This window comes from Novipirellula rosea (assembly GCF_039541335.1).
Lineage (GTDB): Bacteria > Planctomycetota > Planctomycetia > Pirellulales > Pirellulaceae > Novipirellula > Novipirellula rosea.
The window spans coordinates 701035-726956 of record NZ_BAABGA010000120.1 but is presented as its reverse complement, the minus strand read 5'-3'; the positions used below and the strand labels follow the sequence as shown (position 1 = coordinate 726956).

Sequence of the window (25922 nt, the reverse complement as noted above, 5' to 3'; positions counted from 1 at the left end):
AGAGTTCACGGTGTCCGATTTCGAGGATGACGATCCAGCTCGGCCCAGGCTTATACCAACAGATCGTGAACCACACTTGCTTCTTCGACACCCGTCAACCGCTGGTCCAGCCCTTGGAAACGGTGGGTGAAACGCGAATGATCGATTCCTAGCAGATGCAGGATCGTGGCTTGCAAGTCATGGACTTCAACCGGGTTGTGGGCGACGTTGAATCCAAAGTCGTCCGACTCGCCGTAAGTGAACCCACGTTTGACGCCGCCGCCGGCCATCCATAGCGAAAAAGCATAGGGATGATGATCGCGTCCGCGATTGGCACCAGGCCGGTTTTGCTGAAACGGAGTTCGCCCGAACTCGCCGCCCCAAATTACCAACGTGTCCTCGAGCAGCCCGCGTTGCTGTAAGTCCTTGACCAACGCCGCCGAGGGCGCATCGGTGTCTTGGCATTGGATTTCAAGCTGCGTGTCCAAATTGGTATGCTGATCCCAACCCGCGTGCATCAGTTGGATAAACCGGCAACCACGCTCTGCTAACCGACGCGCCATCAAGCAGTTGTAGGCAAAGCTGCCTTTCTCGTGAACTTGCGGTCCGTACATATCCAGCACATGTTGCGGTTCGTCACGCATATCGGTCAACTCGGGCACCGACGACTGCATCTTGTACGCCATTTCGTACTGCGCGATGCGAGCGGAAATCTCGGGATCACCAAGGCGATCTAAGTTCATTTGATTTAGCGCTGCTAAATCGTCAAGTTGGGTTCGCCGTGTCGAGCGAGTGATCCCATCAGGATTGGAAAGATACAGCACCGGGTCGCCTGCACCACGAAACTTGACGCCTTGATACTTGCTAGGCAGAAAACCATTGCCCCAATAGAAGTCATAGAAAATTTGACCACACGAAGCTTGGCGATCACGGCTGGTCATGACCGTAAAGGCGGGCAAGTTTTCGGTTTCACTTCCTAGCCCGTAGGTCAACCATGCTCCCATGCTCGGTTTGCCAGGCAGTTCGGACCCGGTCAAAAAATAGGTAATCGCGGGCGCATGGTTCACCTGCGTCGTCTTCATCGACTGGACAAAACAGAGGTCGTCAACGATCTCGGCGGTACGAGGCAGAAAGTTATCGGCTATCCATTTGCCACATTCGCCATGACGAGCAAATTGGGTGATCTCGGGCAAAAACGCCTTTTCCTGATTCGCGGTCATCGTGCTAAATCGTTTGCCTGCGGTCAGTTCATCAGGCAGCCCTTGTCCGGCAAGCTCGCGCAGCTTTGGCTTGTGATCGAACAGATCGACGTGCGACGGCCCGCCGTTTTGAAACAAATAGATTACCCGTTTCGCTTTGGCGGGAAAATTCGGCAGCGTCGGCGCCGCTGGATCTGGTAGCGCCGCGTGCGTCTGGGCACCGACCAGCGTGCTAAGCGCAGCCGCACCAACGCCCAATCCCATTTTCCCTAATAGATGACGGCGGGTAACGAGGGCGGCGTGTTCATGGATTGGATTCATGGTTTTACCAAAACCTCGTCGAGATTCATCAGAGTGTTGTACAGAGTTGTATAAGCCGCGTGTTCGGCGGGATCCAACGACGTGTCACGCGGGTTGTCACCGATCGCCAATAACTTCGCAGCATCCTCGGGTGATTTCTCGAACGCTTCGATATAACCATCGACCCGATTCGTTAGCAGTTCGAGCTCCAACCGCGTGGGGGGACGCGAGGTCAACAGGAGGAACGCCGAAGTGATCCGCTGCGTCTTATTATCATGATCTTTGATCGTTTGTTCTGCCAACACGCGAGCCGCTTCGACGAACGTAACGTCGTTTAACGTGGTCAGCGCGTGCAGCGGCGTATTGGTCAAATTCATTTTGACCTCGCACGTTTGTCGTTTGGCCGAATCAAAGAACACCGTCGGTCCCACGATTCGCCGCCAAAATGTGTACAGCGATCGGCGATACAGTTTCTCGCCCGTATCCGCTTGATAGCGTATTTTGCCAAACGTCGCTTCGGCCCAGATCCCGTCGGGTTGATACGGTTTGACCGGCGGTCCACCCCGCGACGGATTCAATAACCCGCTTGCCGCCAACGCATGATCGCGAATCATCCACGACGGCATGCGATAGCGTGGTGCTCGTGAAAGCAGAATGTTCTCGGGGTCCTGTTCTAGCAACTCGGACGTCACCTGGGCGGATTGCCGATACGTTTCGCTGGTCACGATCAAGCGATGCATCTTCTTGACATCCCAGCCCGACTCGACAAATTCAACCGCCAACCAATCCAGCAGATCGGGGTGCGTAGCCTGCGTCCCCTGCAAACCAAAATCGTCCATGGTGGAAACGATTCCGCGGCCAAAGAATGTCTGCCAGTAACGGTTCACGGTCACGCGTGCCGTCAACGGGTTCTCGGGCGATACGATCCAGCGGGCGAGATCGAGTCGTGTTGGCGGAGCACCATCAGGCTTTTCAGGTAGCGGCGGCAGCATGTTGGGAACATTGGCGACCACTTTTTGATCCGTCACATCGTTGTAAATTCCTTTGACCAGCACGAACGTTTCGCGAGGTTTCTCTCGCGTGTCCATCACCATCACCCGTACCGGTTTCGCGTTGGCCTTGAGCTTGCCGAGCCTGCTGCGAGCGGCGTTCAACTGGCGAGCGATTTCGCCCATCGGCGGCCAATGATGCAGACGAAAATGTTCTCGCAGTGCCGCTCGATCCGCATCACTTCGCTGCTCGGGCTGCTTCAGTAAGCTCTCAGCAATCTTGGCATCGATCCCCTCGGGTTGTTTTTCGTCGCTGACACTGATGCGGAACAGAGCCAAGGTGTGCTGAGTATGTTGGGATTCAAATCGCAACTTGACGCTCAACTCGGTCCCCGCATCGAATCCGACCGCCTGCTCAAAAAAGAACTTGCCCCAACGAGGTTCCTTTTTTGTATGCCCGCTGACAGACCATCCGTTGTCGTTTCCGCTTTTACCGTCAATCGCCTCGCTGACCGGCAGCCCGGCTTGGGAAAAATCGGCTTCGGCGCGGACGAGTTTGATCGGCTTGAAGTCCTCCTTCGCGGCATCCGCAGGGCGAGCCGCGACCTCGATTTCGCTCAAGACAAAGTTGCCATTTTTATCGCGTCCGGTCCCTTTACCGGGCGACGAGGGGTCCACGAACGCGTCAATCCGGATGCCGCTGATGTCCCGTAGGTCAGTCGCAAAGGTGAGCTCATACACATCTTTCCCAGGACGCTGGCCGGTCACGTGCAGCGCCAAGTCGTCGCGTTTGGTGATCGTGGCCCCGCCGGTCGAACGCGAATCGATTGCATCAAGCGGAATCCACCGCTGCGTCTGCTCGCGCGAACTCGGTTCATTCCAGGGCGATTCCCATTTCGCTTGAGCCGCATCGGCTTCGTCCGACGCCGCCATCAGTTGTTTCGTCAATTGATCAATTTGACGCTGCTGATCCTGCAACTGATGACGTGTTTCGGCTGGCACATAGTCCATTGCCGGAGGAACCGCGAGCCCACCGACGATACGTCCTTCTTCGGAGGTTTGGTTGAAGAAATCGGTGAAGGCGAAGTAGTCCAAGTTGGAGGTCGGATCGAATTTATGATCGTGACAACGAGCACACTGCAGCGTCAGCCCCAACCAAACCGTGCCCGTCGTTTCGGTGCGATCAAAAACATTATCGACACGCGTCTCTTCGGCGATTCGGCCTCCTTCGCCATTATGCATGTGATTGCGATTGAACCCAGATGCGAGCTGCTGTTCCGGAGTGCAGTTCGGAAGCAAATCGCCCGCAATTTGCTGAATCGTGAATTCATCAAACGGCATGTTTTCGTTCAGCGCATTGACCACCCAATCACGCCACGGCCACATCGAACGCACCGGATCGCCTTGGTAACCGCTGGTGTCGGCATAGCGAGCTGCATCGAGCCACGGCCATGCCATCCGCTCGCCATAGTGAGGCGACTGCAACAATCGGTCGACTAGGTTTTCGTAGGCGGCAGGGGATTCATCGGCAAGAAAGGCGTCGACGTCCGCCGGTGTGGGCGGTAATCCGATCAAATCTAACGAGACACGGCGAATCAGAGTCCGCCGGTCGGCTTCGGCCGCGGGGCGTAAACCATGTTGCGTGAGTCGTTTGCGAACGAAGAAATCGATTGCATTCGCTTCCGACTTCGGCACTTCCGGACGCACCGGTTTCTCAAACGACCAATGGCTGCCCCACTCGGCTCCCTCGGCAATCCAGCGTCGTAGAATCTCGATCTCCGATTGGCTCAGCGGTTTACGATGCGACTGCGGCGGTGGCATCAACATGTCTTCGTCGTCGCTGATGATCCGCGAAAGCAATTCGCTTTCATCAGGCTGCATCGGCACGATCGCCCCGATCTGATCAACGGCCGATTCACGTCGGTCTAATCTGAGATCGGCTTCGCGATGTTCTTCATCGGGCCCGTGACAATGAAAACAACGGTCCGACAAAATCGGCAACACATCCCTGCTAAACCGCACCGGTTCGTCCGCAGCACGGACACGATGGGGCATCAACAAGGAAACGGACAAAAGCAGAATGAAGGTGGGAAAGCGTGGTGGGATCATGCACGCCAGTTTAAACGACAATGAGGGCGAGTTCATGCAGGTTTGCACACCTAAGAGCTGGATTTTTAACATCCCCATTCTTGATGTTTGATTTCGGACTGTTTTTGTGATGTTTCGGACGTGGATCACGTTCTCGTTTCCGCCGTCCTGATCACTGCATCGCGGTTGTTTCAGCTTACGTGACGGCGAGCGTGCGTGACGCTAAGATGGTTTGCCGCTCCCACTGCCCCCCAATCCTGGTTACCGAATGCCCAATCGCAGCATCAAAATCACCTCCGCAAACGTTTTTGATCTCCGCGTTCCGACGTCCGACCAAATGTTAGGCTCCGATCCCTTTCATCTTCAGCCCGACTACTCGTCGGCGGTCTTGCATTTGGAAACCGACTCGGGGCTGCGAGGCGTATCCATTGTGTTCACGGTCGGTGCGGGCACGGACTGGATTTGTCACGGCATTGCCGATCTTGGTCAACTCTTGATCGGGATGACGCTCGAGGAGTTTGCGGAATCTCCGATCACCTTGTATCGACGACTGATCGATCACCATCAATTGCGTTGGCTGCACGATGGTGTATTCCGCATGGCCGCAGGCGCCATAATCAATGCGATGTGGGACCTGTGGGCCAAGTCGCTGCAGAAGCCTCTTTGGAAATTGCTCGTTGATCTCGAACCTGAATTTATTGTCAATTGCATCGATTGGCGAAACCTTCGCGATGCGTTAACTGAACAAGAAGCGTTGGCCATCTTGCAAAACGCACGCAGTCGCGTCGCCGATCGAGAAACTCAATTACGAGAACGTGGCCCCAAGGCGTACTGCACCGCAGGATGGCTGGGGCTAAGTGACGACGAAATCGTTGCTACGATCGACAAGTTACGTGAGCAGGGATTTGATTCGTTTAAACTGAAAGTCGGTCGCGACCTCGATCATGACGTCAAACGCATTGCGTTTCTTCGTAGCGTCGTCGGATCCGAGTGCAATTTGATGGTCGATGCCAACCAATACTGGGGCGTCCCCGAAGCGAAGCAACATTTGGAACAATACCGTGATTTTGATTTGAAATGGGTCGAAGAACCGATCGCCCGCGACGATGTCCTGGGCTACGTCGATCTCGCTGAAACGTTCGCTGATGCAAGTTTTGGATTTGCTTGTGGCGAACATGCCGCGTCGCCTGTGATTTTCAAACAACTACTCAAAAGTCAGGCGATCAAATATTGCCAGATCGATGCCACTCGCGTCGCCGGAGTAAACGACGTGATGGCAATCATCTTGCTGGCAGCAAAGTTCGGCGTTCCAGTTTGTCCCCACGGCGGGGGAATCGCATTGTGCAACATGATTCAGCACTACAGCGTTTGGGACCAAATCGCCGTCTCGGGAACTTCCGACACCCAGTTGGTGGAATACATCGACTTTCTACAGGAAGCGGTCGAGCATCCGGTTCGCACTCACAACGGACACTACGTCACCCCCGCCGCCGCCGGCTGGGGCTTGGAATTTGTACCATCCTTTATCGATCAGTATCAATTTCCTGACGGAACGGCATGGCGAGACCGTAGTCACTTGCGTAAAGGCGCTGCCTTTGAGGCCATCCCGCCTCAATTGACTCAGTAGCACCGTGGCGGCCGACTCTTCATCGCACACTTCCCGACATCCGATCAATCTTCATCCTTCCCCGGTATTGCCTACATGATTCGCTCGATCCTTTGCGTGCTTGTCCTATCGATTATCGGCCACCAATGTTTGCATGCGCAATCCGCAGATGTCGCAACGAAGAAGTTGCCTACTGCTGACGCGGCGGACGTCGGCATGTCGGCCGACGTGCTCGCCAAAGTAGACGAGGCGATGCAGGAATCGATTGACGAAAACCGCATCCCCGGCGGGATCGTGATGATCGCCCGTCACGGCAAAATCGTGATGCATAAAGCCTATGGCAAAATGGATCTCGAAGCCGACAAGCCAATGAAGCCCGATACGATCGTGCGAATCTATTCGATGAGCAAAGCGATCACGACCGCGGCGGCGCTGATGCTGCACGAAGAAGGAAAATTGGATGTAAACGACCCCGTCTCGAAATATCTTCCTGAACTTAAAAACGTGCAGGTTGCTACAGACGACAAAACGCATCCTGCAACACAGACAATGACGATCGCCGATCTGATGCGGCATACTGCGGGCTACACGTATGGTCGTTCGGGGAATTCGCCACATGACGAAGCGTTCAAGGAACTCGACATGCTGCAACGTGACGATTCGCTCGAAACGATGCAAACCAAACTCAGCAAATTGCCGGTGGCATTTGAACCGGGCACCGATTGGCAGTACGGGATCTCGATCGATGTGCTTGGCCGCGTCGTCGAAGTCGTCTCAGGTGAATCGCTTGGCGACTTTCTTCGCAAACGAATCTTCGATCCGCTTGGAATGAAGGACACTGGATTTTTTGTTCCTGCCGACAAGGTCGACCGTTTTGCAGCGAACTACAACACCGATGGCAAAGGCAAATTGACGCTCGGCGATGCGCCGGACGAAAGCCCCTATTTGAAAGCCCCCGCGTTTGAATCGGGTGGCGGCGGCTTGGTCTCTACCGCCGAAGACTACATGCGATTCTTGCTGATGATCACGGCGGGCGGAACATTCGATGGCACTCGCTTGCTGAAGCCTGAAACGGTCGCATTGATGACGACCAACCAAGTCCCCGAAAGTGTTGGCTGGATCAAATTTGGCGAAGAGGTTCGCGGCGGAGTCGGCTTTGGATTTGGATTCTCGGTACGTGAATCGATGAGCGACTGGGATCCCGATGGCCGCGTTGGCGAGTACGGCTGGGGCGGCGCCGCCAGCACGCATTACTGGGTGTCCCCCAAAGACAACTTGGTTGTGATCACGATCGAACAGATCATGCCATACCAGTGGCTGACCGAATTCAAGCTAAAAGGTCTGATCTACGACGCGATTGCCCCGTAGAATTCCGTCCAGTAGAATCCCCCGTCCGTCCCAGCCCGTCCATCCCAGCTCTGCCATCTCGCCCTCCTTACCACCCGCTTCTTTATGAACTCACTCCGTTTGATACCGGTGATCGCCGCGTCGCTCTGTTTCGCGGCGACTGCGGGGCCAAGCTTTGCCGACGCCCCTGCCCCTAAGCCGCTTCGAGCGTTATTGATCGCGGGCGGTTGTTGCCACGATTACGCCAACCAACAAGAAGCGTTGTGCAAGGGAATTCAGTCGCGGGCCAATATCCAAGTCGATGTCTATTGGACTGACAATTCGACCACCGCCCCGGTATTGCCGATCTATGAAAATCCAAACTGGGCAAAACGCTACGACGTGATCATTCACGATGAATGTGCCGCGGACATCAAGGATCAAGCGATTGTCGACCGGATCGTGCAAACGCATCAAACGATTCCCGCCGTGCATCTGCATTGCGCCATGCACAGCTTTCGTACCGGAAGCGACGCGTGGTTCGAACACCTCGGTTTACAATCGAGTGGTCATGGACCGCAAGAACCGATCGAAATTCAGTTCGTCGACACAAAGCATCCGATCACCGAAACATTAAGCGATTGGACAACGATCAAGGAAGAGCTTTACAACAACGTCAAACTGTTCGGTGCTCATCCCTTGGCCATCGGCAAACAAGCCGTCAGCAGTGGTGACAACGCACGTGTCGACCAAGCGGTCGTGGCGTGGACCAATGAAACGCAAGGGGCACGCAGCTTTAGCACCACAATCGGTCACAATACCGAAACAGTCGAGGATCCACGCTACTTGGAATTGGTCACGCGAGGAGTGTTGTGGGCGTGTGGAAAATTGTCACCTGAGTATCTGCATCCGTTCGCTGGCCAGAACAAAGTCACGTTCATCGACAAAGAAAAATTCAAAGCACCGGTTTCGATCAACCTAGGCGACATGCCTGATGACGCGACGCTCGTGAAAGCCAAAGCATCGTCCACTCAAACGTCTCAAGACGCCTACCTTGCGGTCGATGGCAACGCGGAAACGCGTTGGTGTGCCGATGGTGGTAGTTATCCCCAGTGGTTGCAACTTGAACTGGACAAGCCGCACGTGCTTGGTGAGATTGAAATCACATGGGAGTTCCCCAATCGTCCCTATCAATACAAAGTCGAAGGCTCGATTGACCGCAAATCGTGGTCAATGCTTTTGGACCAATCCAGTGCATCCACTGCGATCAACGAACCTCAAACATTGATCGCCAATTCGCCATCGAAGTTCGTCCGCATCACCGGTATTTCAAGCGATGCGGGGTGGTGCAGCATTCGCGAAGTCAAATTGAGCGGCCAGGGCGTTGGCCCGCTGTGGCCGGCCGACGCAGAGAAGAAAAAGTTTGTTCCGCTGAGTCCGGATCCGTACGCAAAACAAGGCAACGTCTATCCAACGATTGAAAAGATGTCAGCGGATCAGGAAGCAGCGCTGTTGTCCGATGTGAAAGTCCCCGACGGTTTCGAGGCGACACTATTCGCGGCTCCTCCGGCGGTGAACTATCCCGTCTTTGTCGCGGCCGACGTCGATGGCACCTTGTACGTCAGCTCGGATGGCAATGGCTCGCTCGGCCGCAATCCACGCCGCGGCCGCGTGATCCGGTTGCGTGACCTCGACAACGACGGCCGCGCCGACGAAACGAAAGTGTTTTGCGAAGTCGATGCGCCGCGTGGCTTGGTGTGGGACCACGACCGCTTGTACTTGATGCACCCGCCGCACCTCAGTGCGTTCATTGACCACGATGGCGACGGCGAAGCGGACGAGCAAAAGATACTCGTCAAAAACTTGGCCTTTGATTACGGCAAACGGCCCGCCGACCACACCACTAACGGTGTCAGTCTTGGGGTGGATGGATGGCTTTACATTGCCGGAGGCGACTTTGGCTTTATTAATGCCGAAGGTACCGATGGCCGGCGGCTGACACACCGCGGCGGCGGAGTGATCCGGGTGCGTCCCGATGGTACGGGATTGGAAATCTATTCGACCGGAACCCGCAACATCCTGGAGGTGGCGATCAGCCCCGAAATGGAAATGTTCGCCCGCGACAATACCAACGACGGCGGCGGATGGGACGTTCGTCTGCATCACTTCACCGGCACTGATGACCACGGCTACCCGCGTCTTTACAAAAACTTTTCTGATGAATGTGTCCAGCCGTTGGCCGATTACGGCGGTGGTTCTGGGTGCGGCGCGGTTTACATCGACGAGCCTGGTTTTGGTGATTGGAACCATGCCCCGTTTACAGCAGACTGGGGCACCGGAGCCCTCTACCGTCACACCGTCGCTCCCAGTGGAGCCAGTTACGAAGAGACGAAATCGCCTGAGCCGTTCATCCGCATGACACGTCCCACCGATGCCGACGTCGACGGCAACAGTCGGGTGTATTGTGCCAGTTGGCGAGGCGCGACATTTGATTGGAACGGTCCCAACGTAGGATACATTGTTTGCGTGAAACCCAAAGCGTTTAGCCCCACCCCGTTACCAAAATTTGAAAGTCTAAGCGACGACCAGCTTGTTGACGAGATGAACTCGCCGAGTGCACGCCGGCGAATGGAAGCCAAGCGTGAATTGATGCGACGTGGAAACACGGCTCATCGCCAACTGCTTCAGCGTGGACTGGCAAAACGAAACGAACAGCGAAACATTGCCGAGTCACTGCAAGGCGACGCAACCGATCCCGCCTCCATCGCACGCTGTATCGCGGCACTCCGCAGCGATGACCCTGTGATTGTCCACGTGGCGATTCGCAGTCTGGCAAAACGCAATGCGTTCGACGCGTGCTTTGCGTCGTTGGACGACCATTCCGTTTCCCCACGACCAGTGCTTCGCAGTTTGGCGATGATGCACCAACCGTCGGTGGTCGACGGTTTGATCCAACGGCTTGCTAAGGAAACCGCCCCAGATCGACGCGAGGCGATTTTGGAAGCCCTTTGCCGGTTGCATTTCCAAGAGGGCCAGTGGAATGGCGATTCGTGGGGCACCCGTCCTGATACGCGAGGCCCTTATTACCAGCCGAGCCCTTGGAGCGAAACCAACAAGATCGCGGCAGTGCTGAAGCAAGCACTTCGCGACGCCTCGGGAGACGCCGCGGCGGAGCTGATCTCGCTGATGAACCGCAACCGGATTGAATCGAGCGATTCACTCACCCGCTTGGTTCAACTGGCCAAACAAGACCCGAGCTTAGTGGGTCAGTTGGTTACCCAATTGACCGCCGCCAGCGATGTTCCGCGTGACGCGATCACGGTACTGGTTGCCGCCGCGAAACGCAGCGACCTGCCAGCCGCCACGATGGCGGACCTAGTCAACGTGTTGGCAAGTGTGGATGACCGCGACGCGCCGGCCTCGATGATCGCCGCCCTGGTGACACTGCAGCGCACCGTCGATGCGACGAACAAGCAATCAAAAGAGCTCGTTCGTGCTCGCAACGCGTTTATCAATGCACCGAGGCTGGATACTCAAACATCGACCTTCGCCACGGTGGCCTCGTCATCGGATCCGGAAACCGCGTTTTGGGCCGAGGCAGCGTTAATCGCTGTAGCGTCCAGCGGAAACGCAAGTCCTGAAAATCGCGAACTCGCAAAGCAATCACTTGACGCAGCATGGCAAGACGCCAACCGCCGAGTGCGGTTGATGCAAGCGGCCGCAAAAATCGAGAACCATTACCTCGATGCTAAAATCCTGGCTGCTCGCTCCGACTCCGATGCATCCATCGCCGACACGGCGAGGTCAATCGTAAAACAAATGCAGATCGCCGATATCGCACAGGATGATTCGGCCATGATCAGCTCATTGACCACAAGCGAAGCCGCCGAACAAGCGGTCGCGATGAAAGGGAACATTGCCGTTGGCCAGCAAATCTTTACGAAAGCGAATTGTGTGGCGTGCCATACCATCAGCGAAGATGAAGTGCAAAAAGGGCCTTTCTTGGGCAACATTGCCAAGACGTACAAACGTCCCGATCTAGCGACTGCGATTTTGGAACCCAGCAAAACGATCGCTCAAGGCTTCGTCACCAATTCGATTTTGACACTCGATGGCGTGGTCTTGACCGGGTTCGTCACGAACGAGCAAAGTGATCGCGTGACAATCCGAGACCAGCAGGGCAAAGAGACGACGATCTTAAAAGACGAAATCGAAGTGCGTCAAACGTCGCCGATCTCGGTCATGCCCGAAGGGGTAATGAAGGACTACACGACGCACGAGTTGGCGTCGTTGCTGGATTACCTCGAATCGTTGGCGGCGGCAAACGCGAAAGAATGATGTTGTGAGCCGCTCGCGTGTGAGCGGCCGGAGCCTGCGTCATTCACACTCCCCGGTGCCTAACGGCTGCCCCTTGATCTGCCGAAACTCTTGGCGAGTTTCGCTACGGAGAATTTCGCTGCGGCGAGTTTTCTCGACACAATCGGTCGCTGCGAAATCGGCTTAGGCCAAGTCGCTCAGCGATTGGATTTCTTCCTTCGTAAACTTCCGTTCCAATCGTGCTCCCATTTGGGACACGACGCGTGCGGATGCTTGCGAAGCCAAGTGGCCTGCTTGTCGCCATGTCATGCCGTTGGTGATGCCGTACAGCAATGCACCGGCGTACATGTCGCCCGCTCCGGTGGTGTCGATCGCTTTGACTTCGACGCCTTCGATCGGGAATGCTTCGCCGCCGTGCATCACAATCGACCCCTTGGGGCCGAGCGTTAATGCGACGTTTTCCGCGTGGTCATGAATTTTTGCAGCACAAGCGATCGGGTCCGCTTCTCCGGTCAAACTCTTCGCTTCTTCTTCGTTACAGAAGAACAAATCAACAGGTCCGGTGATCAAGTCCCAAATTTCGTCACGGATCATGTTGACCAAGAACGGATCCGAAGCGGTGAACGCGACTTTAACACCATGCTGCTTGGCGATGTCCATCGCGCGGTATGCCGCCGCTTTGGTGGTTTCGCCCGTCAACAAGTAGCCTTCGATGTAAACGTACTTGGCCGCCTTGATCAGTGACTCGTCGATATCGGATGATTGCAACGTGGCCGAAGCGCCAAGGTTGGTCATCATTGATCGCTGAGCGTCGTCGGTGATCAAAACGGCACACGTTCCGGTCGGCGATCCTTTGGCGGGATCGACGTCCATCTTGACCCCCAAGTCTCGCATGTCCTTGATAAAGAACTCGCCGACTTCGTCATCGCCGATTTTCGCGATAAACGCCCCCGTGCCACCAAATTCAGCGAGTGCGACAATCGTGTTCGCAGCCGATCCGCCCGCACAACGATTCAAAGGTCGTCCATCAAGCCGACTCAAAACACTCGCTTGTTGTTGATCATCGACAAGCGTCATAATCCCCTTGTCGATCGACAATTCGCTCAGAATCGAATCTTCTACCTGTGCTTGGATATCAACCAGTGCGTTCCCTACACCCAATACATCGTACGACGTCATTCGCTTTGCAGCCTTCAATTAACAGGTTTTCAATAGTGCGTTCACAGGCCCACAACTTAGTCCGTCCGGGCGTCAACGTGTAGAACCCTAACCAAAACACCGTGTTTTACGCGGTTTTGTCAGACGCGGATTCTTCTCGATCGCTAACTTCGGGGGGAATCGCGATGGGATCAAGGAGATTGATTTAAATGGGGACCGAAACTCTTGGCGAGTTTCACTTGGGTGAGCCGCAGATGCGGCGAGCGGCAGGTGCGGCGAGGTTTGGCAATTGCGACCAGCTAGGCTTTGTTCATGCTGCGCAATAGTGGGGTCGCAAGACCTGGAAACAGCCGCAGTGTTCCTGCGGCGATGCGACACGCGGCCGGCGACCGCAGCGCCGTGGTGACGACGCGACATGTCCGTTTTCGGCATCGCAGCAAGGCCGCGAGTTTTTGCTCCCACACGTCACCAACATCGTTCAAATCATTTCGCTTCGCCGCGATCAAGTCTGCTGCAGCCATCCCCCCCTGCATGCCCCATGTCATCCCTTCGCCGGTAAACGGTTCGACGTAACCGGCCGCGTCCCCGATCGCCAAAACACGACCATGCCCGGCCCGGCGTGATCGCCGCAGCGGCGGCGTGGTCATCACAGGACTAAAATCCGAAAGCTCGACCGAGGCAAATTCGCTCGTCGCGAGTATTCGCTGCACGCGTGTGACCGGATCGCCGGTCGCAAAGGAAGATTGACCGGACTGAAGCGCCGCGGCCACATCGACGCGTCCATCAGCAAGTTTGACAAGTCCGACATAACCATCTGGGTTGCAGGCCATATAGATGACGCCAGGTTCAACATCCACCGACGATGCCATCATCGAAATCCCAAAAGGGCCATGCGGCACTTCGGTCCAAGGCAACAAACCGCCACAGTTGCCCGAACGAAGACCTGATGCGACCACCACACACGAATAGTCTTGACGAATGGTCGTGGCGTTTTGATCAAGCTGAACTGAAACGACATCGTACGAACTGTTTTTGATGGTTGCGGTGCAGTTCATTGATACGTTGGCACCGGAGCGAACTGCGGCCTGCATCATCAGCGGATCCAGCACTTCGCGAGAGATCGCCACTCCGAGCGGAATCGCCAACTCGATGCGTCGTCCCGCAAGTGAAGCACACCAACGCCGCGTGGGCATCCCGAGATCCAGTACCTCGTCACGAATCCCCAATTGCGTAAAGGCATTCAGCCCCGCTTCACCGATACAGCAACCACACACCTTGGCACGCGGAAACGTAGCTTTTTCGACCAAGTCCACTGCGACGCCGAGCGATCGTAAACGAATGGCACAAGCCGCGCCGGCGACGCCGCTGCCGATAACCAACACCGGCGAACGAGACGACGACGCCACCGCCATGTCGCTACTCATACCGCGACACTCGACACCGTTGGCACAGCCGCGACGTTGGCGATTATCTGGGGATCGGCCGGAGCCGGTTTCTCATACGACGCAAGGAAACGACAGGGAAAAGCCGGGTGCATTTCGATCGAGCCACCGAGGACAGCTTGTGCCAATGTTTGAAACTCAGCTTGTGTGTACGCCCCTTGGACGCTGAGCACGCTATCGGTGTGAACCACCGGCGACCGTGACAAGACACGCCCGGCAAAGGCAACCATTGCGAGGTTCATTCGAGACCGATGCAGGTCACAAACTAAAATGGTCGCGTCCGTCGCAACTTTCATCGCCCGCAATAACGTCCCAGCTTGTTCATCGTTCAAATGATGCATGAACAGCGAACTGGTGACGACATCAAAACCGCCCGGCAATGGATGAGCAAGACAATCCGCTTGAACCGATTGCACTTCCACGCCCGCCTGGGCGGCTCGTTGCTGTTGCGTATCGACCGCAACCTCGCTGACGTCGAGCAGCGTGATTTCCATCTCGACGCCATCGCGACGAGCGCGTCGGGCCCAATAAATCGGAACGTCTCCCGCCCCGCTGGCGACATCCAGAATTCGCAGTGGTCGCTGAGCGTTCACATCGACACGTCGGCGCAAGTGGCGATACATCAATGCGGCGACCCCCGTGAAGCGGTTCAGCCGCGACAATCCCTTTAACGCCAATTCGTGTTGGTCCCGAGGCAAGTGAGGATCATCCATCAATTCGTGCTGGAGATTCCGATGCAACATATAACATCCTTTTAGAAGCGAATATTGGCGCAACAGGTTGAGCAAACTTTGGGCCAAGCTTGGTCATCCGCAACCATTGGGATTATCGAGGATCGAATTCTACGAAGCAATGAGATTATCAGAAAATCAGATTCAGCGGCCCTAATCCCTTGCCCAGCTTGGGCGTTGTACGAATCGCCTCGACGATAAATTGCTTCGCGTGCTCGACCGCATCAAGCAAGGGCTTGTTTCTGGCAAGACTTGCCGTGATGGCTGCCGAAAGTACACATCCGCTGCCATGCGTGTTTTCGCTGTGGATTCGCTCGCCGCCAATCCGATGGAAACGATTGTCAGTTAACAGCAAATCGACCGATTCGGTTCCGATTTCTCCGCCTTTGACCAGCACGTTTTTCGCCCCCATCGCATGGATCGTTTTGGCAGCCGTTTCCATCGATTCCCAATCATCCACCTTGGTGTTGGTCAAACGAGCCGCCTCCATTCGGTTCGGCGTCACCAAAAACGCATGCGGCAACAGCAGTCGCTCGAGCACATCCACCGCAGCATCGTCTAGCAGCGGCACTCGATGTTTGCTGATCATGACAGGATCGACCACCAAAGGAAAACGAAACGAAGCAGCACGCTCGGCGATCGCTTCGATCATCGCGGCGTTTCCCAGGGCACCTGTCTTGGCGGCCGTCGGCGGAATGTCGTCAAGCACAGCGTCCAACTGAGCCAGCACAAAGTTGGGCTCAATCATTTTGATGGCGTCAACGGTTTGCGTGTTTTGAACCGTCAACAAGGTCACCACACTGGTTCCGTAAACATGATTGGCGTGAAATGTCTTCAAATCCGCTTGCAAGCCCGCCCCGCCCGAAGGGTCCGAACCGGCGATCGTCAAGGCAACATGCATCGTAGGGGCCCTCGAAGTCAAGAGTCAATTAAAACCGTTATGTTAGAATAGATGCGTGTCGAGTGTTGCATAAGTCGACGGTCTTTTTGAGTAGCAATAGCCTAAACCGCAGGTTGGATTGCCGTAGGTGGCATTTGGTCCCCGTCCGCTTACGCCCCCGCAGATCACTCGGTCAACTAGAGCTCTTTCGGACGGTTAGCAGTTTTGGCGATAGCGGCTTGTCCACCTCGTTTCGTTGACACGCTTCATCTGTGACAAAAAAGACTTGCACCATGATCAGTCTGTTTGATTTGTTGAAAATCGGGATCGGCCCAAGCAGTTCCCACACCGTGGGCCCGATGATTGCAACGCAGCGTTTTGCCAAAGCGTTGGACCAGGCAGCTACGGCAAAATCCGTAGCCCGGATTGTCATTGATCTTTATGGATCGTTGGCATTGACGGGAAAAGGGCACCGCACCGACCGGGCGGCTGTGCTTGGACTGTGCGGCGAACATCCTCGCACCGTCGATCCCGAATCGATCGACCCGCGTTTTGCCAAAATCCAATCCGATCGCGTCCTGCTTTGGATCGGGAAACACTCAATCGATTTCGATATCGAACGAGACCTACTGTTTCATCGCGATACCTTTCTTCCCGAGCATCCTAATGGGATCCGTTGCACCGCGTTGACGGGATCGGGTGAGACCTTATTGCAAAAGACGTATCTGTCGGTCGGTGGCGGATTTGTGGTCGAGGATGATGAAATCGCAGACGCCGCCAATCCACTCAGCCGGGATCGTACTGCGCCGTTCCCATTTCACAGCGCCGCCGAGTTGCTGCGTCAATGCGACGAAAACAAGCTGACGATCAGCGAACTGGTGCAACACAACGAACTGACGTTTCGCAGTGCCGAGGAAATCGAATACGAATTAAATCAGATTTGGGAAGCGATGAACCACAGCATCGAAATGGGATGTCGACACGAAGGTATCTTGCCAGGCGGATTGAACATTCAGCGTCGAGCCCCTGGGATCTACAAAAAATTGTCGGGCATTTCGCCAGTCGAAGGGACGTTGTCGTTGCCCAACGGCAGCATCGATCCGCTCGCCCATATCGACTGGGTGACTCTGTTCGCACTGGCAGTGAACGAAGAAAACGCCGCCGGAGGCCGTGTCGTGACGGCACCCACCAACGGGGCAGCCGGAGTGATTCCGGCCGTATTGGCCTATTTCGCTCGCTTCGATCCTAGCGTCGATCGGCAAGCGATCCACACCTTCTTGAGAACGGCCGCGGCGATCGGCATGCTCTATAAACGCAACGCTTCGTTGTCGGCGGCGGAAATGGGATGCCAGGGCGAAGTAGGAGTCGCTTGTTCGATGGCTGCGGGAGGACTCGCCGCGGTCATGGGCGGGACCCCGGCTCAGATCGAAAACGCCGCGGAAATCGGCATGGAACACAATCTCGGGCTGACCTGCGATCCAGTCGCGGGGTTGGTGCAGGTGCCCTGTATTGAACGCAATGCGATGGGTGCCGTCAAAGCGATCAACGCCGCTCGTCTTGCCGTGCTGTACGGTAACGGCGAACACTGTGTTTCGCTGGACAAAGTGATCGAGACGATGCGGCAAACCGGCGTCGATATGCAATCGAAGTACAAAGAGACAAGCCTCGGCGGTTTGGCGGTCAACGTCATCAACTGCTAAATGAAGCCGGCAAAAGTCTTTTGAAAGCGTGTCCGCATCGCGTCCCTTGGGCCGGGGACTGGGGGGATTTGGCTTCCGACGATTTTCTTGGCGTCGCAACCAAACAGTCAATCGGTTAGAAACAGCCGCTGATTTGTATTTCGTTTTCGGCTAGGAAGGCGCTCAAATGTCCCCGCTTGTCATTCTGCTTTGTATTATTGCAGCCGGTCTGTTTCTTGGCCGAATGTCGATTCTAGGGATCTCGTTTGGAACCTCGGCGATTCTGTTCGTCGCATTGCTGGTTGGCCACTTTGGTTGGACAATCCCCGATGGCTTTGGGACGCTGGGGTTAGCGCTGTTTGTTTACTGTGTCGGCATCTCTGCAGGGCCTACTTTTTTTCGCGGCTTGGCATCACGAGGCAAGGTGATGGCGTGTCTCGGTGCTGTCATCGTCGTCACCGGCGCCGCGATAACATGGTGCTGTGCCAAGCTTTTGGACCTCCCTGCGGATCTGGCAGGCGGATTGATGGCCGGATCGATGACCAGCACTCCGGCACTCGGAGCGATCAGCGAATCGGTCGAGGATCCTGCCGCTGTCGCCGTTGGATTTGGGGTCGCTTATCCGATCGGAATTATTAGCGTTGTCTTATTTGTGCAGCTCGCATTCAAATGGGCCTCGCCCGAATCGATCGCTCCCACGCCCTCCAGCAGCGATTCCGATGCCCTCCGAGATTCGTCAATTCAGCGACGCATGGTTGAAATCGTGAATCCAGGAATCGTGGGAAAACGGCCAAGCCAAGTGGAAGTGCTATCGGATTCTCGCTGCCAAATTTCGCGAGTCTTGGTCCAATCGAGATGGACACCGACGCCACCGGACTATGCATTCGCCATCGGAGATCGCGTGATGCTGCTCGGCGAGTACAGCGAGATTGCTCGCGTTGCCGAGACACTCGGGGTGCTGCATGAAGAGGAAAAAGCGATTCTAGATGCGGACCACGAACGCAAAACCGTGGTGGTCACGTCGCCAGAGATCTACGGACATACGCTCAAGGCTTTGAAACTTCGCTCGCGTTATGGGGTCACGGTCGCAAGAATCCGTCGCTATGAAATCGAGTTTGTCCCCTCCTCGCAAACTCAAATCTTGTTCGGCGACCGTCTCACGTTGGTGGGCGAGTCGTCCAACCTTGCCAATATCGAGCCCATTGTCGGGCATCGACCGCGGACACTAAACGAGACCGACTTGCTATCGGTTGTGATTGGAATTGCGATTGGAATTTTAGTCGGTCATGCCGAATTGGATTTCGAAGGACTGACGGTTTCACTTGGAATCGCCGGAGGTCCTTTGATGGTCGGACTGCTGCTAGGACATTTTCGCAAGGTCGGCCCGATCCGAGGCTCCTTTCCTCCTGCGGCAATGATGTTGATGACCGAAAGCGGGTTGGCATTATTTTTAGCGGATGCCGGAATCAAAGCAGGCAAAAACGTGGGCCCCGTTCTGGCGGAACATGGATTGGTGCTCTGTTTCGCGGCGCTGGCGATCGTTAGTTTCCCGTTACTGATCGGCTACTGCATGGCACGATTCGTGTTTGGGTTATCGCTGCTGCAGAATCTCGGCGCCACCTGTGGCGGCATGACCTCGACCCCAGGGCTTGCGGTTTTGACCGGGGCGACCGAATCAAGCCAACCGGTGACCAGTTACGTCGCGGCGTATCCGGTTGCCTTGGTCATGATCACGATTCTAGGCCCGTTGTTGGTCGAGATCTTGAACTGGATGTAAGCAAAGTCGGACACGCCTGGGGTGCCACGATGATGTGGCCACAACGCTTGCCGCTTTTTCCAGCTCGACAACCTCCGCTGCAACCGTGATTGCGAGGACATCGGCGCATAAAAAAACACCGAGAGTTTTAAGGCTCTCAGTGCTTATGTTAGATATCGATCAGATTGATCAATCAGTCTTCAATCAGTTGTACGTTTTCAGCACGAGGGCCTTTCGGTCCGCTGCCCACGTTGTACGAAACGAGTTGACCTTCACGTAGGTCGTCATAGTTAACACCTTCCAGTGCCGAACTATGAAAGAACATGTCGCTACCCGAGTCGGTTTCAATGAAACCAAATCCCTTGTCGGTAACTCGCTTGATTTTGCCTTCTGCCATCTCTTCTCTTCCAATACTCTCAAAACAATTGTGCCGTTTTCAATCGCAAGAAACGTTCTTGCGAATCGAACTGCACCGAGGTCTACGTTAACGACTCCGTCCTCGTAGGTAATAAACCATCCTTAGGCGGGGTCGATTATATCAAATCAAATCGTGTGTTGTTGAACTTTAAACGTCGTTATCCAAATCTTCTTCGGATTCTTCGTCGATTGCAACGACCGGAACAACTCCGTTCTCCTGATCAAGCTTGCGCTGTGCACGTCGGTTCAGCTTTTCCTGAGCCTTGTACTTCTTTTCCATCTCGCGTTGTCGCTTGGCGAAGGTATTTTGGTTTTTTGCGATAGTCTCTCTCCAAAAAGGGATCGTTCTGTCGTGCTGCTTTAACCCCGCGGATTAAAGCAAATTGCTTCATTTTTCCTGGTTTACACCGCCGCAAAGCGGACATTTCTGCGAAACCTAGTTAATTTGCTTTGCGCGTTGTTTGCGTCTTGGGCGACGACTTCCTTGGCTGGCCGCCGCGGCGGCATGCGAACTGCCGCGATTGGCTCGACCGCCACCGCGATACGGTGCACGACGTGCCCCGCCGCCCTGTTTCGGTTTGGCGGCATTCGGATCGCGGGGTTGTTGTGGCGGCTGATTCGGCGCCAGCGGTAATTTCAACCCGATAAATTTCTCGATTTCCCGCAACTCACCTCGCTCGGCATCACTACAGAACGAAATCGCGACCCCTTCGGCACCCGCTCGCCCGGTTCGCCCGATGCGGTGTACATAACTTTCGGGTTCGTTGGGAATGTCGTAATTGACCACGTGCGTGACGCCATCAATATCGATACCGCGAGCCGCAACATCAGTCGCCACGAGGACTTGAACCTTATTGCGACGAAACGCTTCGAGTGCACGTTGGCGAGCACTTTGTGACTTGTTGCCGTGAATCGCAACCGCCTTGAATCCGTTGCGATCCAGTTTTTCCGCCAAGACGTTTGCGCCACGCTTGGTGCGAGTAAAGACAATGGCTCGATCGGCTTTTTCGTCGACCAAAATCTTTTCCAACAACTTTAACTTTCCGCCCTTTTCGACGAAGTACAGCTGTTGGGCAATTCGTTCGACGCTGGTCGATTTGGGAGTCACGTTTACGGTCACCGGATCACGCAACAAACTTTGCGAAAGATCCGTAATTTTCGGTGGCATCGTCGCCGAGAAAAACAGCGATTGGCGACGCTGCGGCAATTCGCTGATGATGCGGCGAAGTGCAGGCAAAAAGCCCATGTCGAGCATGCGGTCGGCTTCGTCGAGCACGAACATTTCAAGTTGGCGAAGATCAATGTGGCCTTGGTCCATCAAGTCAATCAAGCGGCCCGGAGTGGCAACCAAAATATGGGCTCCCCGATTCAGGGCGCGGACTTGGTTGCCTTGGCTAACGCCACCGTAAACCAGCACTTGCCGTAAACGGAGATGTTTGCCGTAGGTGGCAAAGCTTTCACCAATCTGGATAGCAAGTTCACGCGTCGGAGCGAGCACGAGGACCAACGGTCGATTGGGAGCCGCTTTGCGATGCTCGCCACCGATCTGGTTCAAGATCGGCAACGCAAATGCAGCAGTTTTTCCGGTACCCGTTTGGGCACAGCCAAGGACGTCGCGTCCTTCGAGTGCTGCAGGAATGGTTTGAGCTTGGATGGGGGTTGGCGTGGTGTACTTCTCGTCGGAAATTGCACGTTTCAGGGGAGCAATCAAATCGAGTTCGTCAAATGTCTTCAAAAAAGTTTTCCTAGGAAGATTGTTTTGGGGATCCATCGACGCCTCACTGCCTACCCACACATTGCGGAACAGGCTCGACCCACGCTTGGCATTCAATGCAACCGCGTCAGTCTAAAATGGGGGGATGGAGTAATCGTTGTGTTAGAATCCGCAAGCCCTGCATCCGCTTTTCCGATAGGAACGCGAGCGCACCGACAATTGGAATCGTTTAACCGTCCGTAAGGACGATAACTCTGGACAAACAAGAAAGTCACAGAATCCGGAGCGTCGAATCGTCGACGCCGGCAGCTTTCCAGAGCGGTTAACACAACCGATAGTTGGCAGCAATATTGTGCGGCGAATGTGCCGGCACCCATTTTACGGGGTAGCAAGAGGGTCCAACTCTGCAATCAGAAATCCCGTTTGGCCGAAAAACGCTTCCGTTTCAAGCGAGACTCCCGGAGTTAAAAAACCCCGCTCTCACTCGAAAAATCCGCGTTACTCGCTTATTTTCGACCATCACCCCCAGAAAATCAGTACGAAATGCTGGGGCTTCTCTGCGAAGTGTACTCACCTGGCACAGTTAAGCCAAGTGACAATCCAAAGATTCTCGGTGCATAATAGATGCACGCGAAGGGATCCTAGGGCTTATGACACTATTTTATTACGACTACCTGTTCCAAGAACACGAAACCGGCGAGCATCCCGAGAATCCGGGACGGCTCGCAGCGGTGATGCGTCGACTGAACTTTCTCGGGCTCGATGCCCTTTGCCACCGCCCCGCCTGGGAACCGGCGTCGATGGAACAGCTGAGGCTTGTCCATACCGCCGACCATATTCAAGCGGTTCGCAGCCTATCCGAACGTGGGGGAGGCGCGGTCGATGAAGACACCGTCGTCAGCCTGCGGTCCTATGATGCCGCGACGCTTGGCGCCGGAGCCGTCGCCGATGCCGTCCAGCGCGTGGTCGCCGGTGAAGACAAGACCGCATTCTGCTTGATCCGGCCGCCCGGCCACCATGCCACGTGCGATCGAGCGATGGGATTCTGCTTGTTCAACAACATCGCAATCGGAGCTCGCATCGCCACCCAAACGCTGGGGCTCGAACATGTCATGATCGTCGACTTTGACGTTCATCACGGCAACGGCACCCAAGATATCTTTTATGCCGACCCTCGAGTCAGCTTTCTCTCGATGCACCGATCTCCGCTTTATCCCTACAGCGGAATGGAAGACGAAACAGGCATCGGGGAAGCGTCAGGCATGACACTCAATCTGCCGATCGAATTTGGCACCTCTGCTGAAATTCAGCGTCAAAGGTTTCGCGATGCAATGTTCAGTCTCGCCGAAAAAAACGCCCCCCAATTGCTGTTGGTCAGTGCAGGCTTTGACAGCCATCGACTCGACCCGATCGGATCACTTGGTCTGTCGAGCGAAGATTTTACTTTGATCACCCAAGACATTGTTTCGGTTGCCAAGCAATACACCGACGGACGGATCGTCAGCGTTCTCGAAGGAGGCTACAACCCGCACGCGTTAGCCGAAAGCGTCAGCAATCACCTCGAAACGTTGCTGGAAGAGAGCTAGGAATTGCAGTCGCGGCACGCCCAACACGTTACAGATCTTTCTTTGCAACCACGACGTCTGCGGCGATCATGCGATTAAGAATAAAGCCTCGCTTGGAAAACATCTCCAGCATACGACGGTTTTGAGGAGCGATCTCGGCGACGATTCGCTTCCATTTCATTTGCCGGCTGATCTGCAAACAGTAATCCATCAATGCGGCACCAAGTCCGTGCCCCTGCCACGCATCGCCCACCAAAATTGCAAATTCAGCTTCGTGATGGTCGGCATCGGCAACCAACCGCCCCACCCCGGCTAGCATTTTGCGTCCGCCTTGCTCGATCTCGGCGACAATCGCTATCTCGCGGTCGTAATCATTAAAGCAGTAACGTGACGCCAACTCATGCGTTGCCGAGCGAAACATGTAGCGAAATCGCATCTGGATCGACTCGGGCGAACAGCTAGAGATCAATTCGCACCACATCGGTTCGTCTTCGGGCTGAATTGCTCGCATCAACACCTCCGTGCCATCGACAAGCTGCATGGGACGCGTGAATTGAGTTGGGTAGGGACAAATCGCGAGATGCGAATAGGGGGCGGGAGGATGCAAGACGGCTTCTCGCTGAAACGCAATTCGCGCATCCAACGCAAGCACTTCGTTGGGTGTCGCCAACAATGGATTGATATCCATTTCCATGATTTCGGGGGCATCGGCAACCAGATAGCTAATCCGCATCAAGACCTCGATCAAGCGGTCGAGATCCACGGGGGCTTGGCCGCGATAGGCGCCCAGCAGCGGCCAAGCGCGTAGCGACTCGAGCATCCTCCGCGCCAATCGTTCGCTCAGCGGCGGCAGTTCAAAGGTGCGGTCCCACAGCAATTCGGTCGCGGTTCCTCCCAGCCCTACCATCAACACGCTGCCAAACACCGGGCCTCGCTTGGCCCCGACAAAAAGCTCTCGTCCCCACGGGGCGACCACCATTCGCTGAACCGTGACTCCTTCGATTCTCGCGTCCGGACGCTTTTGCTTAGCCTGCAACATGATCTGGTCATACGCCTTGGCTGCTGCATTGCGGTCGATCAAGTTGAGAGCCACTCCGCCGACATCGGTTTTATGCACAATTGATGGCGAGTGAATTTTCATCACCACCGGGTACCCGATCTGATCGGCGATCTTAAGTGCCGCAGCCTGATCCGCCGCAGGAAATGATTGACAGACCGGAATTCCGTAGGCATCGAGTAGCGATTTTGAATCCAGTTCTGACAGTGTTTCATAATCATTCGAATCGCTGTCACAGGCCGCAACGCGTTCACGAAAAATCGCATGCAAATGCTCACGATCAATCTGAAATTCAATCGGCACCGAACGAGGGGTCTCGTACAACATGCTTCGATTGCGAGCGTACTGGACCAAATACATGAACGAGGCAACCGCTTTTTCGGGTGTCGCGTACGAGGGCACTCCGGCTTGGCTGAACCGCTCGATTCCCGCTTGCACTCGGACGCCGCCCATCCAAGACGTGAGCACCGGTTTCCGTGACCGATTCGCCGCTTTGATCACGGCGTCCGCGGTTTCCAGCGGCTGGGTCCAGATCTGCGGCGATAATACGACCAACACGCCATCGACGTTTTTGTCGGCCAGCGCGATCGCCACGGCGTCGCCGAAACGTGATGCGTCTGCGTCGCTGAGAACATCGATCGGATTCCCGTGTGACCACGCCGCAGGAAGCAAGCGATCGAGTTTCTCGAGACTCGCTTCGCTCAATTCGGCCAGCGTCCCGTTGCGTTGCAGCAGCGCGTCGGTTGCCATCACCCCCGGGCCCCCTGCGTTGGTGACAATCGCAAGCCGGGGACCTGCGGGAGCTTCTTGGCCAGCCAACAATTCGGCACAGTCAAACAGATCCGCAAGCTCGCTGACACGCACAGCCCCGGCGCGTGTCAACGCGGCTTCGTAAGCATTGTCCAGCCCAATCATTGCACCGGTGTGCGTTGCAGCTGCTTTTTCGGACGCTCCAAAACGCCCTGCCTTGTAAACAATAATCGGTTTACTGCGGGTAAAGGCGCGTGCCGCCGACATGAATTGGCGAGCGTGCGGAATCGATTCCACATACAAGATGATCGAATCGGTCCAGCGGTCTTGGGCGAAGTAGTCGATCAGGTCGGCGACACCGACATCGAGCATGTTGCCGATCGAGACGAAATGGGAAAACCCAATCCCTTCTCGGGCCGCCCAATCCAAGACCGAAGCACAGAGGGCGCCCGATTGAGAGATGAATGCAACTCGTCCCCGCGTGGCAACGTCCGCCGCAAAGCTGGCGTTCAGTTGATGGTAGGGCGACATCAGCCCGAGCGAGTTGGGCCCGATGATTCGCAGCCCCTCAAAACACTTGGCGGTTTTGCGGATCTCCGCTTCGATCTGCTCGCCCTGGCTGCCCACTTCGCGGAAACCGGCCGACAGGATCACCACTCCTAACACCCCCGCCTCACCACATTGCCGGACCACATTGGGCACGCTGGCTGCAGGAGTACAGATGATGGCGAGATCGATCGGGGAACCACTGGCGTCAATCTCAGCCAGTGATGGATAACAACGATACCCTTCTAGCTCGCTGTAATTTGCATTGACGGGATAGATCTCTCCGGCAAATCCCCCGGCGACCAAATTCCGCAACGCTCGCTGCCCAACACTTTCATCGCGGTTGCTGGCGCCGATAACGGCAACCTTTTTTGGCTTAAAGATTTTCGCGAGATTACGCGTCGGCATTTGAAAGGCTCCTTG

General features: G+C 55.5%; 16 protein-coding genes. 6 read left to right on the top strand and 10 right to left on the bottom strand.

The genetic code is table 11. From position 1 onward, the window contains the following. Positions 1 to 50: 50 nt before the first annotated feature. A complete protein-coding gene (locus ABD971_RS34790; RefSeq protein WP_345328356.1) occupies positions 51 to 1499 on the bottom strand; it encodes a DUF1501 domain-containing protein in 1449 nt (482 codons plus the stop codon). Then, positions 1496 to 4612 (bottom strand): PSD1 and planctomycete cytochrome C domain-containing protein, encoded by a 3117-nt coding sequence (locus tag ABD971_RS34785; protein WP_345328355.1) that lies wholly within the window; start codon positions 4610 to 4612, stop codon positions 1496 to 1498. Before ABD971_RS34785 ends, ABD971_RS34790 begins: the two co-directional genes overlap by 4 nt. Before the next feature lie 211 nt (positions 4613 to 4823). Between ABD971_RS34785 and ABD971_RS34780 the strand changes: the two genes are divergently transcribed. The 3 genes from ABD971_RS34780 (at position 4824) to ABD971_RS34770 (ending at position 11825) form a co-directional block, all read left to right on the top strand. After that, positions 4824 to 6182: an enolase C-terminal domain-like protein gene (locus ABD971_RS34780; RefSeq protein ID WP_345328354.1), complete on the top strand. Its 1359-nt coding sequence runs from the start codon at positions 4824 to 4826 to the stop codon at positions 6180 to 6182. 75 nt (positions 6183 to 6257) lie between these two features. Next, complete coding sequence (locus ABD971_RS34775) at positions 6258 to 7529, top strand: serine hydrolase domain-containing protein (protein WP_345328353.1); 1272 nt, start codon at positions 6258 to 6260, stop codon at positions 7527 to 7529. 84 nt (positions 7530 to 7613) lie between these two features. Continuing rightward, positions 7614 to 11825 (top strand): DUF7133 domain-containing protein, encoded by a 4212-nt coding sequence (locus tag ABD971_RS34770; protein ID WP_345328352.1) that lies wholly within the window; start codon positions 7614 to 7616, stop codon positions 11823 to 11825. A 162-nt stretch (positions 11826 to 11987) separates the two neighbouring features. On the opposite strand, the gene ABD971_RS34765 is transcribed toward ABD971_RS34770, so the two are convergent. The 4 genes from ABD971_RS34765 to thiD form a co-directional block, all read right to left on the bottom strand. Beyond that, positions 11988 to 12983: an adenosine kinase gene (locus tag ABD971_RS34765; protein ID WP_339941564.1), complete on the bottom strand. Its 996-nt coding sequence runs from the start codon at positions 12981 to 12983 to the stop codon at positions 11988 to 11990. A 278-nt stretch (positions 12984 to 13261) separates the two neighbouring features. Continuing rightward, positions 13262 to 14386 (bottom strand): NAD(P)/FAD-dependent oxidoreductase, encoded by a 1125-nt coding sequence (locus tag ABD971_RS34760; protein ID WP_345328351.1) that lies wholly within the window; start codon positions 14384 to 14386, stop codon positions 13262 to 13264. Beyond that, entirely contained in the window at positions 14383 to 15147 is a 765-nt protein-coding gene (locus tag ABD971_RS34755) for a methyltransferase domain-containing protein (protein ID WP_339941560.1), read from the bottom strand. The genes ABD971_RS34760 and ABD971_RS34755 overlap by 4 nt, the downstream gene beginning before the upstream one ends. 118 nt (positions 15148 to 15265) lie before the next feature. Further along, complete coding sequence (gene thiD / locus ABD971_RS34750; RefSeq protein WP_345328350.1) at positions 15266 to 16036, bottom strand: bifunctional hydroxymethylpyrimidine kinase/phosphomethylpyrimidine kinase; 771 nt, start codon at positions 16034 to 16036, stop codon at positions 15266 to 15268. Positions 16037 to 16308: 272 nt separating this feature from the next. On the opposite strand from thiD, the gene ABD971_RS34745 reads away from it, so the two are divergent. After that, a complete protein-coding gene (locus ABD971_RS34745) occupies positions 16309 to 17715 on the top strand; it encodes an L-serine ammonia-lyase (RefSeq protein WP_345328349.1) in 1407 nt (468 codons plus the stop codon). Between the two features lie 166 nt (positions 17716 to 17881). Then, a complete protein-coding gene (locus ABD971_RS34740) occupies positions 17882 to 19471 on the top strand; it encodes an aspartate:alanine exchanger family transporter (RefSeq protein WP_345328348.1) in 1590 nt (529 codons plus the stop codon). Positions 19472 to 19643: 172 nt separating this feature from the next. On the opposite strand, the gene ABD971_RS34735 is transcribed toward ABD971_RS34740, so the two are convergent. The 3 genes from ABD971_RS34735 to ABD971_RS34725 all read right to left on the bottom strand — a co-directional run bounded on the left by ABD971_RS34735 (position 19644) and on the right by ABD971_RS34725 (position 21602). Continuing rightward, positions 19644 to 19847 (bottom strand): cold-shock protein, encoded by a 204-nt coding sequence (locus ABD971_RS34735; protein ID WP_339941553.1) that lies wholly within the window; start codon positions 19845 to 19847, stop codon positions 19644 to 19646. A 168-nt stretch (positions 19848 to 20015) separates the two neighbouring features. After that, positions 20016 to 20147, bottom strand: a complete 132-nt coding sequence (locus ABD971_RS34730) for a hypothetical protein (RefSeq protein ID WP_339941552.1) — start codon at positions 20145 to 20147, stop codon at positions 20016 to 20018. A 156-nt stretch (positions 20148 to 20303) separates the two neighbouring features. Continuing rightward, a complete protein-coding gene (locus tag ABD971_RS34725) occupies positions 20304 to 21602 on the bottom strand; it encodes a DEAD/DEAH box helicase (RefSeq protein ID WP_339941549.1) in 1299 nt (432 codons plus the stop codon). Between the two features lie 629 nt (positions 21603 to 22231). On the opposite strand from ABD971_RS34725, the gene ABD971_RS34720 reads away from it, so the two are divergent. Continuing rightward, the gene (locus ABD971_RS34720) at positions 22232 to 23167 is read left to right on the top strand and encodes a histone deacetylase family protein (protein WP_345328347.1); all 936 of its coding nucleotides are present in this window, start codon (positions 22232 to 22234) and stop codon (positions 23165 to 23167) included. A 28-nt stretch (positions 23168 to 23195) separates the two neighbouring features. On the opposite strand, the gene ABD971_RS34715 is transcribed toward ABD971_RS34720, so the two are convergent. Next, on the bottom strand, positions 23196 to 25907 hold the full coding sequence (locus ABD971_RS34715) for a bifunctional acetate--CoA ligase family protein/GNAT family N-acetyltransferase (RefSeq protein ID WP_339941544.1): 2712 nt from the start codon (positions 25905 to 25907) through the stop codon (positions 23196 to 23198). Positions 25908 to 25922 lie beyond the last annotated feature (15 nt).

Excerpts from the sequence above, each read along its gene's own strand:
- ABD971_RS34790 (WP_345328356.1), bottom strand. The coding sequence starts at position 1,499 with ATGAATCCAATCCATGAACACGCCGCCCTCGTTACCCGCCGTCATCTA.
- ABD971_RS34785 (WP_345328355.1), bottom strand. The coding sequence starts at position 4,612 with ATGAACTCGCCCTCATTGTCGTTTAAACTGGCGTGCATGATCCCACCA.
- ABD971_RS34780 (WP_345328354.1), top strand. The coding sequence starts at position 4,824 with ATGCCCAATCGCAGCATCAAAATCACCTCCGCAAACGTTTTTGATCTC.
- ABD971_RS34775 (WP_345328353.1), top strand. The coding sequence starts at position 6,258 with ATGATTCGCTCGATCCTTTGCGTGCTTGTCCTATCGATTATCGGCCAC.
- ABD971_RS34770 (WP_345328352.1), top strand. The coding sequence starts at position 7,614 with ATGAACTCACTCCGTTTGATACCGGTGATCGCCGCGTCGCTCTGTTTC.
- ABD971_RS34765 (WP_339941564.1), bottom strand. The coding sequence starts at position 12,983 with ATGACGTCGTACGATGTATTGGGTGTAGGGAACGCACTGGTTGATATC.
- ABD971_RS34760 (WP_345328351.1), bottom strand. The coding sequence starts at position 14,386 with ATGAGTAGCGACATGGCGGTGGCGTCGTCGTCTCGTTCGCCGGTGTTG.
- ABD971_RS34755 (WP_339941560.1), bottom strand. The coding sequence starts at position 15,147 with ATGTTGCATCGGAATCTCCAGCACGAATTGATGGATGATCCTCACTTG.
- thiD (WP_345328350.1), bottom strand. The coding sequence starts at position 16,036 with ATGCATGTTGCCTTGACGATCGCCGGTTCGGACCCTTCGGGCGGGGCG.
- ABD971_RS34745 (WP_345328349.1), top strand. The coding sequence starts at position 16,309 with ATGATCAGTCTGTTTGATTTGTTGAAAATCGGGATCGGCCCAAGCAGT.
- ABD971_RS34740 (WP_345328348.1), top strand. The coding sequence starts at position 17,882 with ATGTCCCCGCTTGTCATTCTGCTTTGTATTATTGCAGCCGGTCTGTTT.
- ABD971_RS34735 (WP_339941553.1), bottom strand. The coding sequence starts at position 19,847 with ATGGCAGAAGGCAAAATCAAGCGAGTTACCGACAAGGGATTTGGTTTC.
- ABD971_RS34730 (WP_339941552.1), bottom strand. The coding sequence starts at position 20,147 with ATGGAAAAGAAGTACAAGGCTCAGGAAAAGCTGAACCGACGTGCACAG.
- ABD971_RS34720 (WP_345328347.1), top strand. The coding sequence starts at position 22,232 with ATGACACTATTTTATTACGACTACCTGTTCCAAGAACACGAAACCGGC.
- ABD971_RS34715 (WP_339941544.1), bottom strand. The coding sequence starts at position 25,907 with ATGCCGACGCGTAATCTCGCGAAAATCTTTAAGCCAAAAAAGGTTGCC.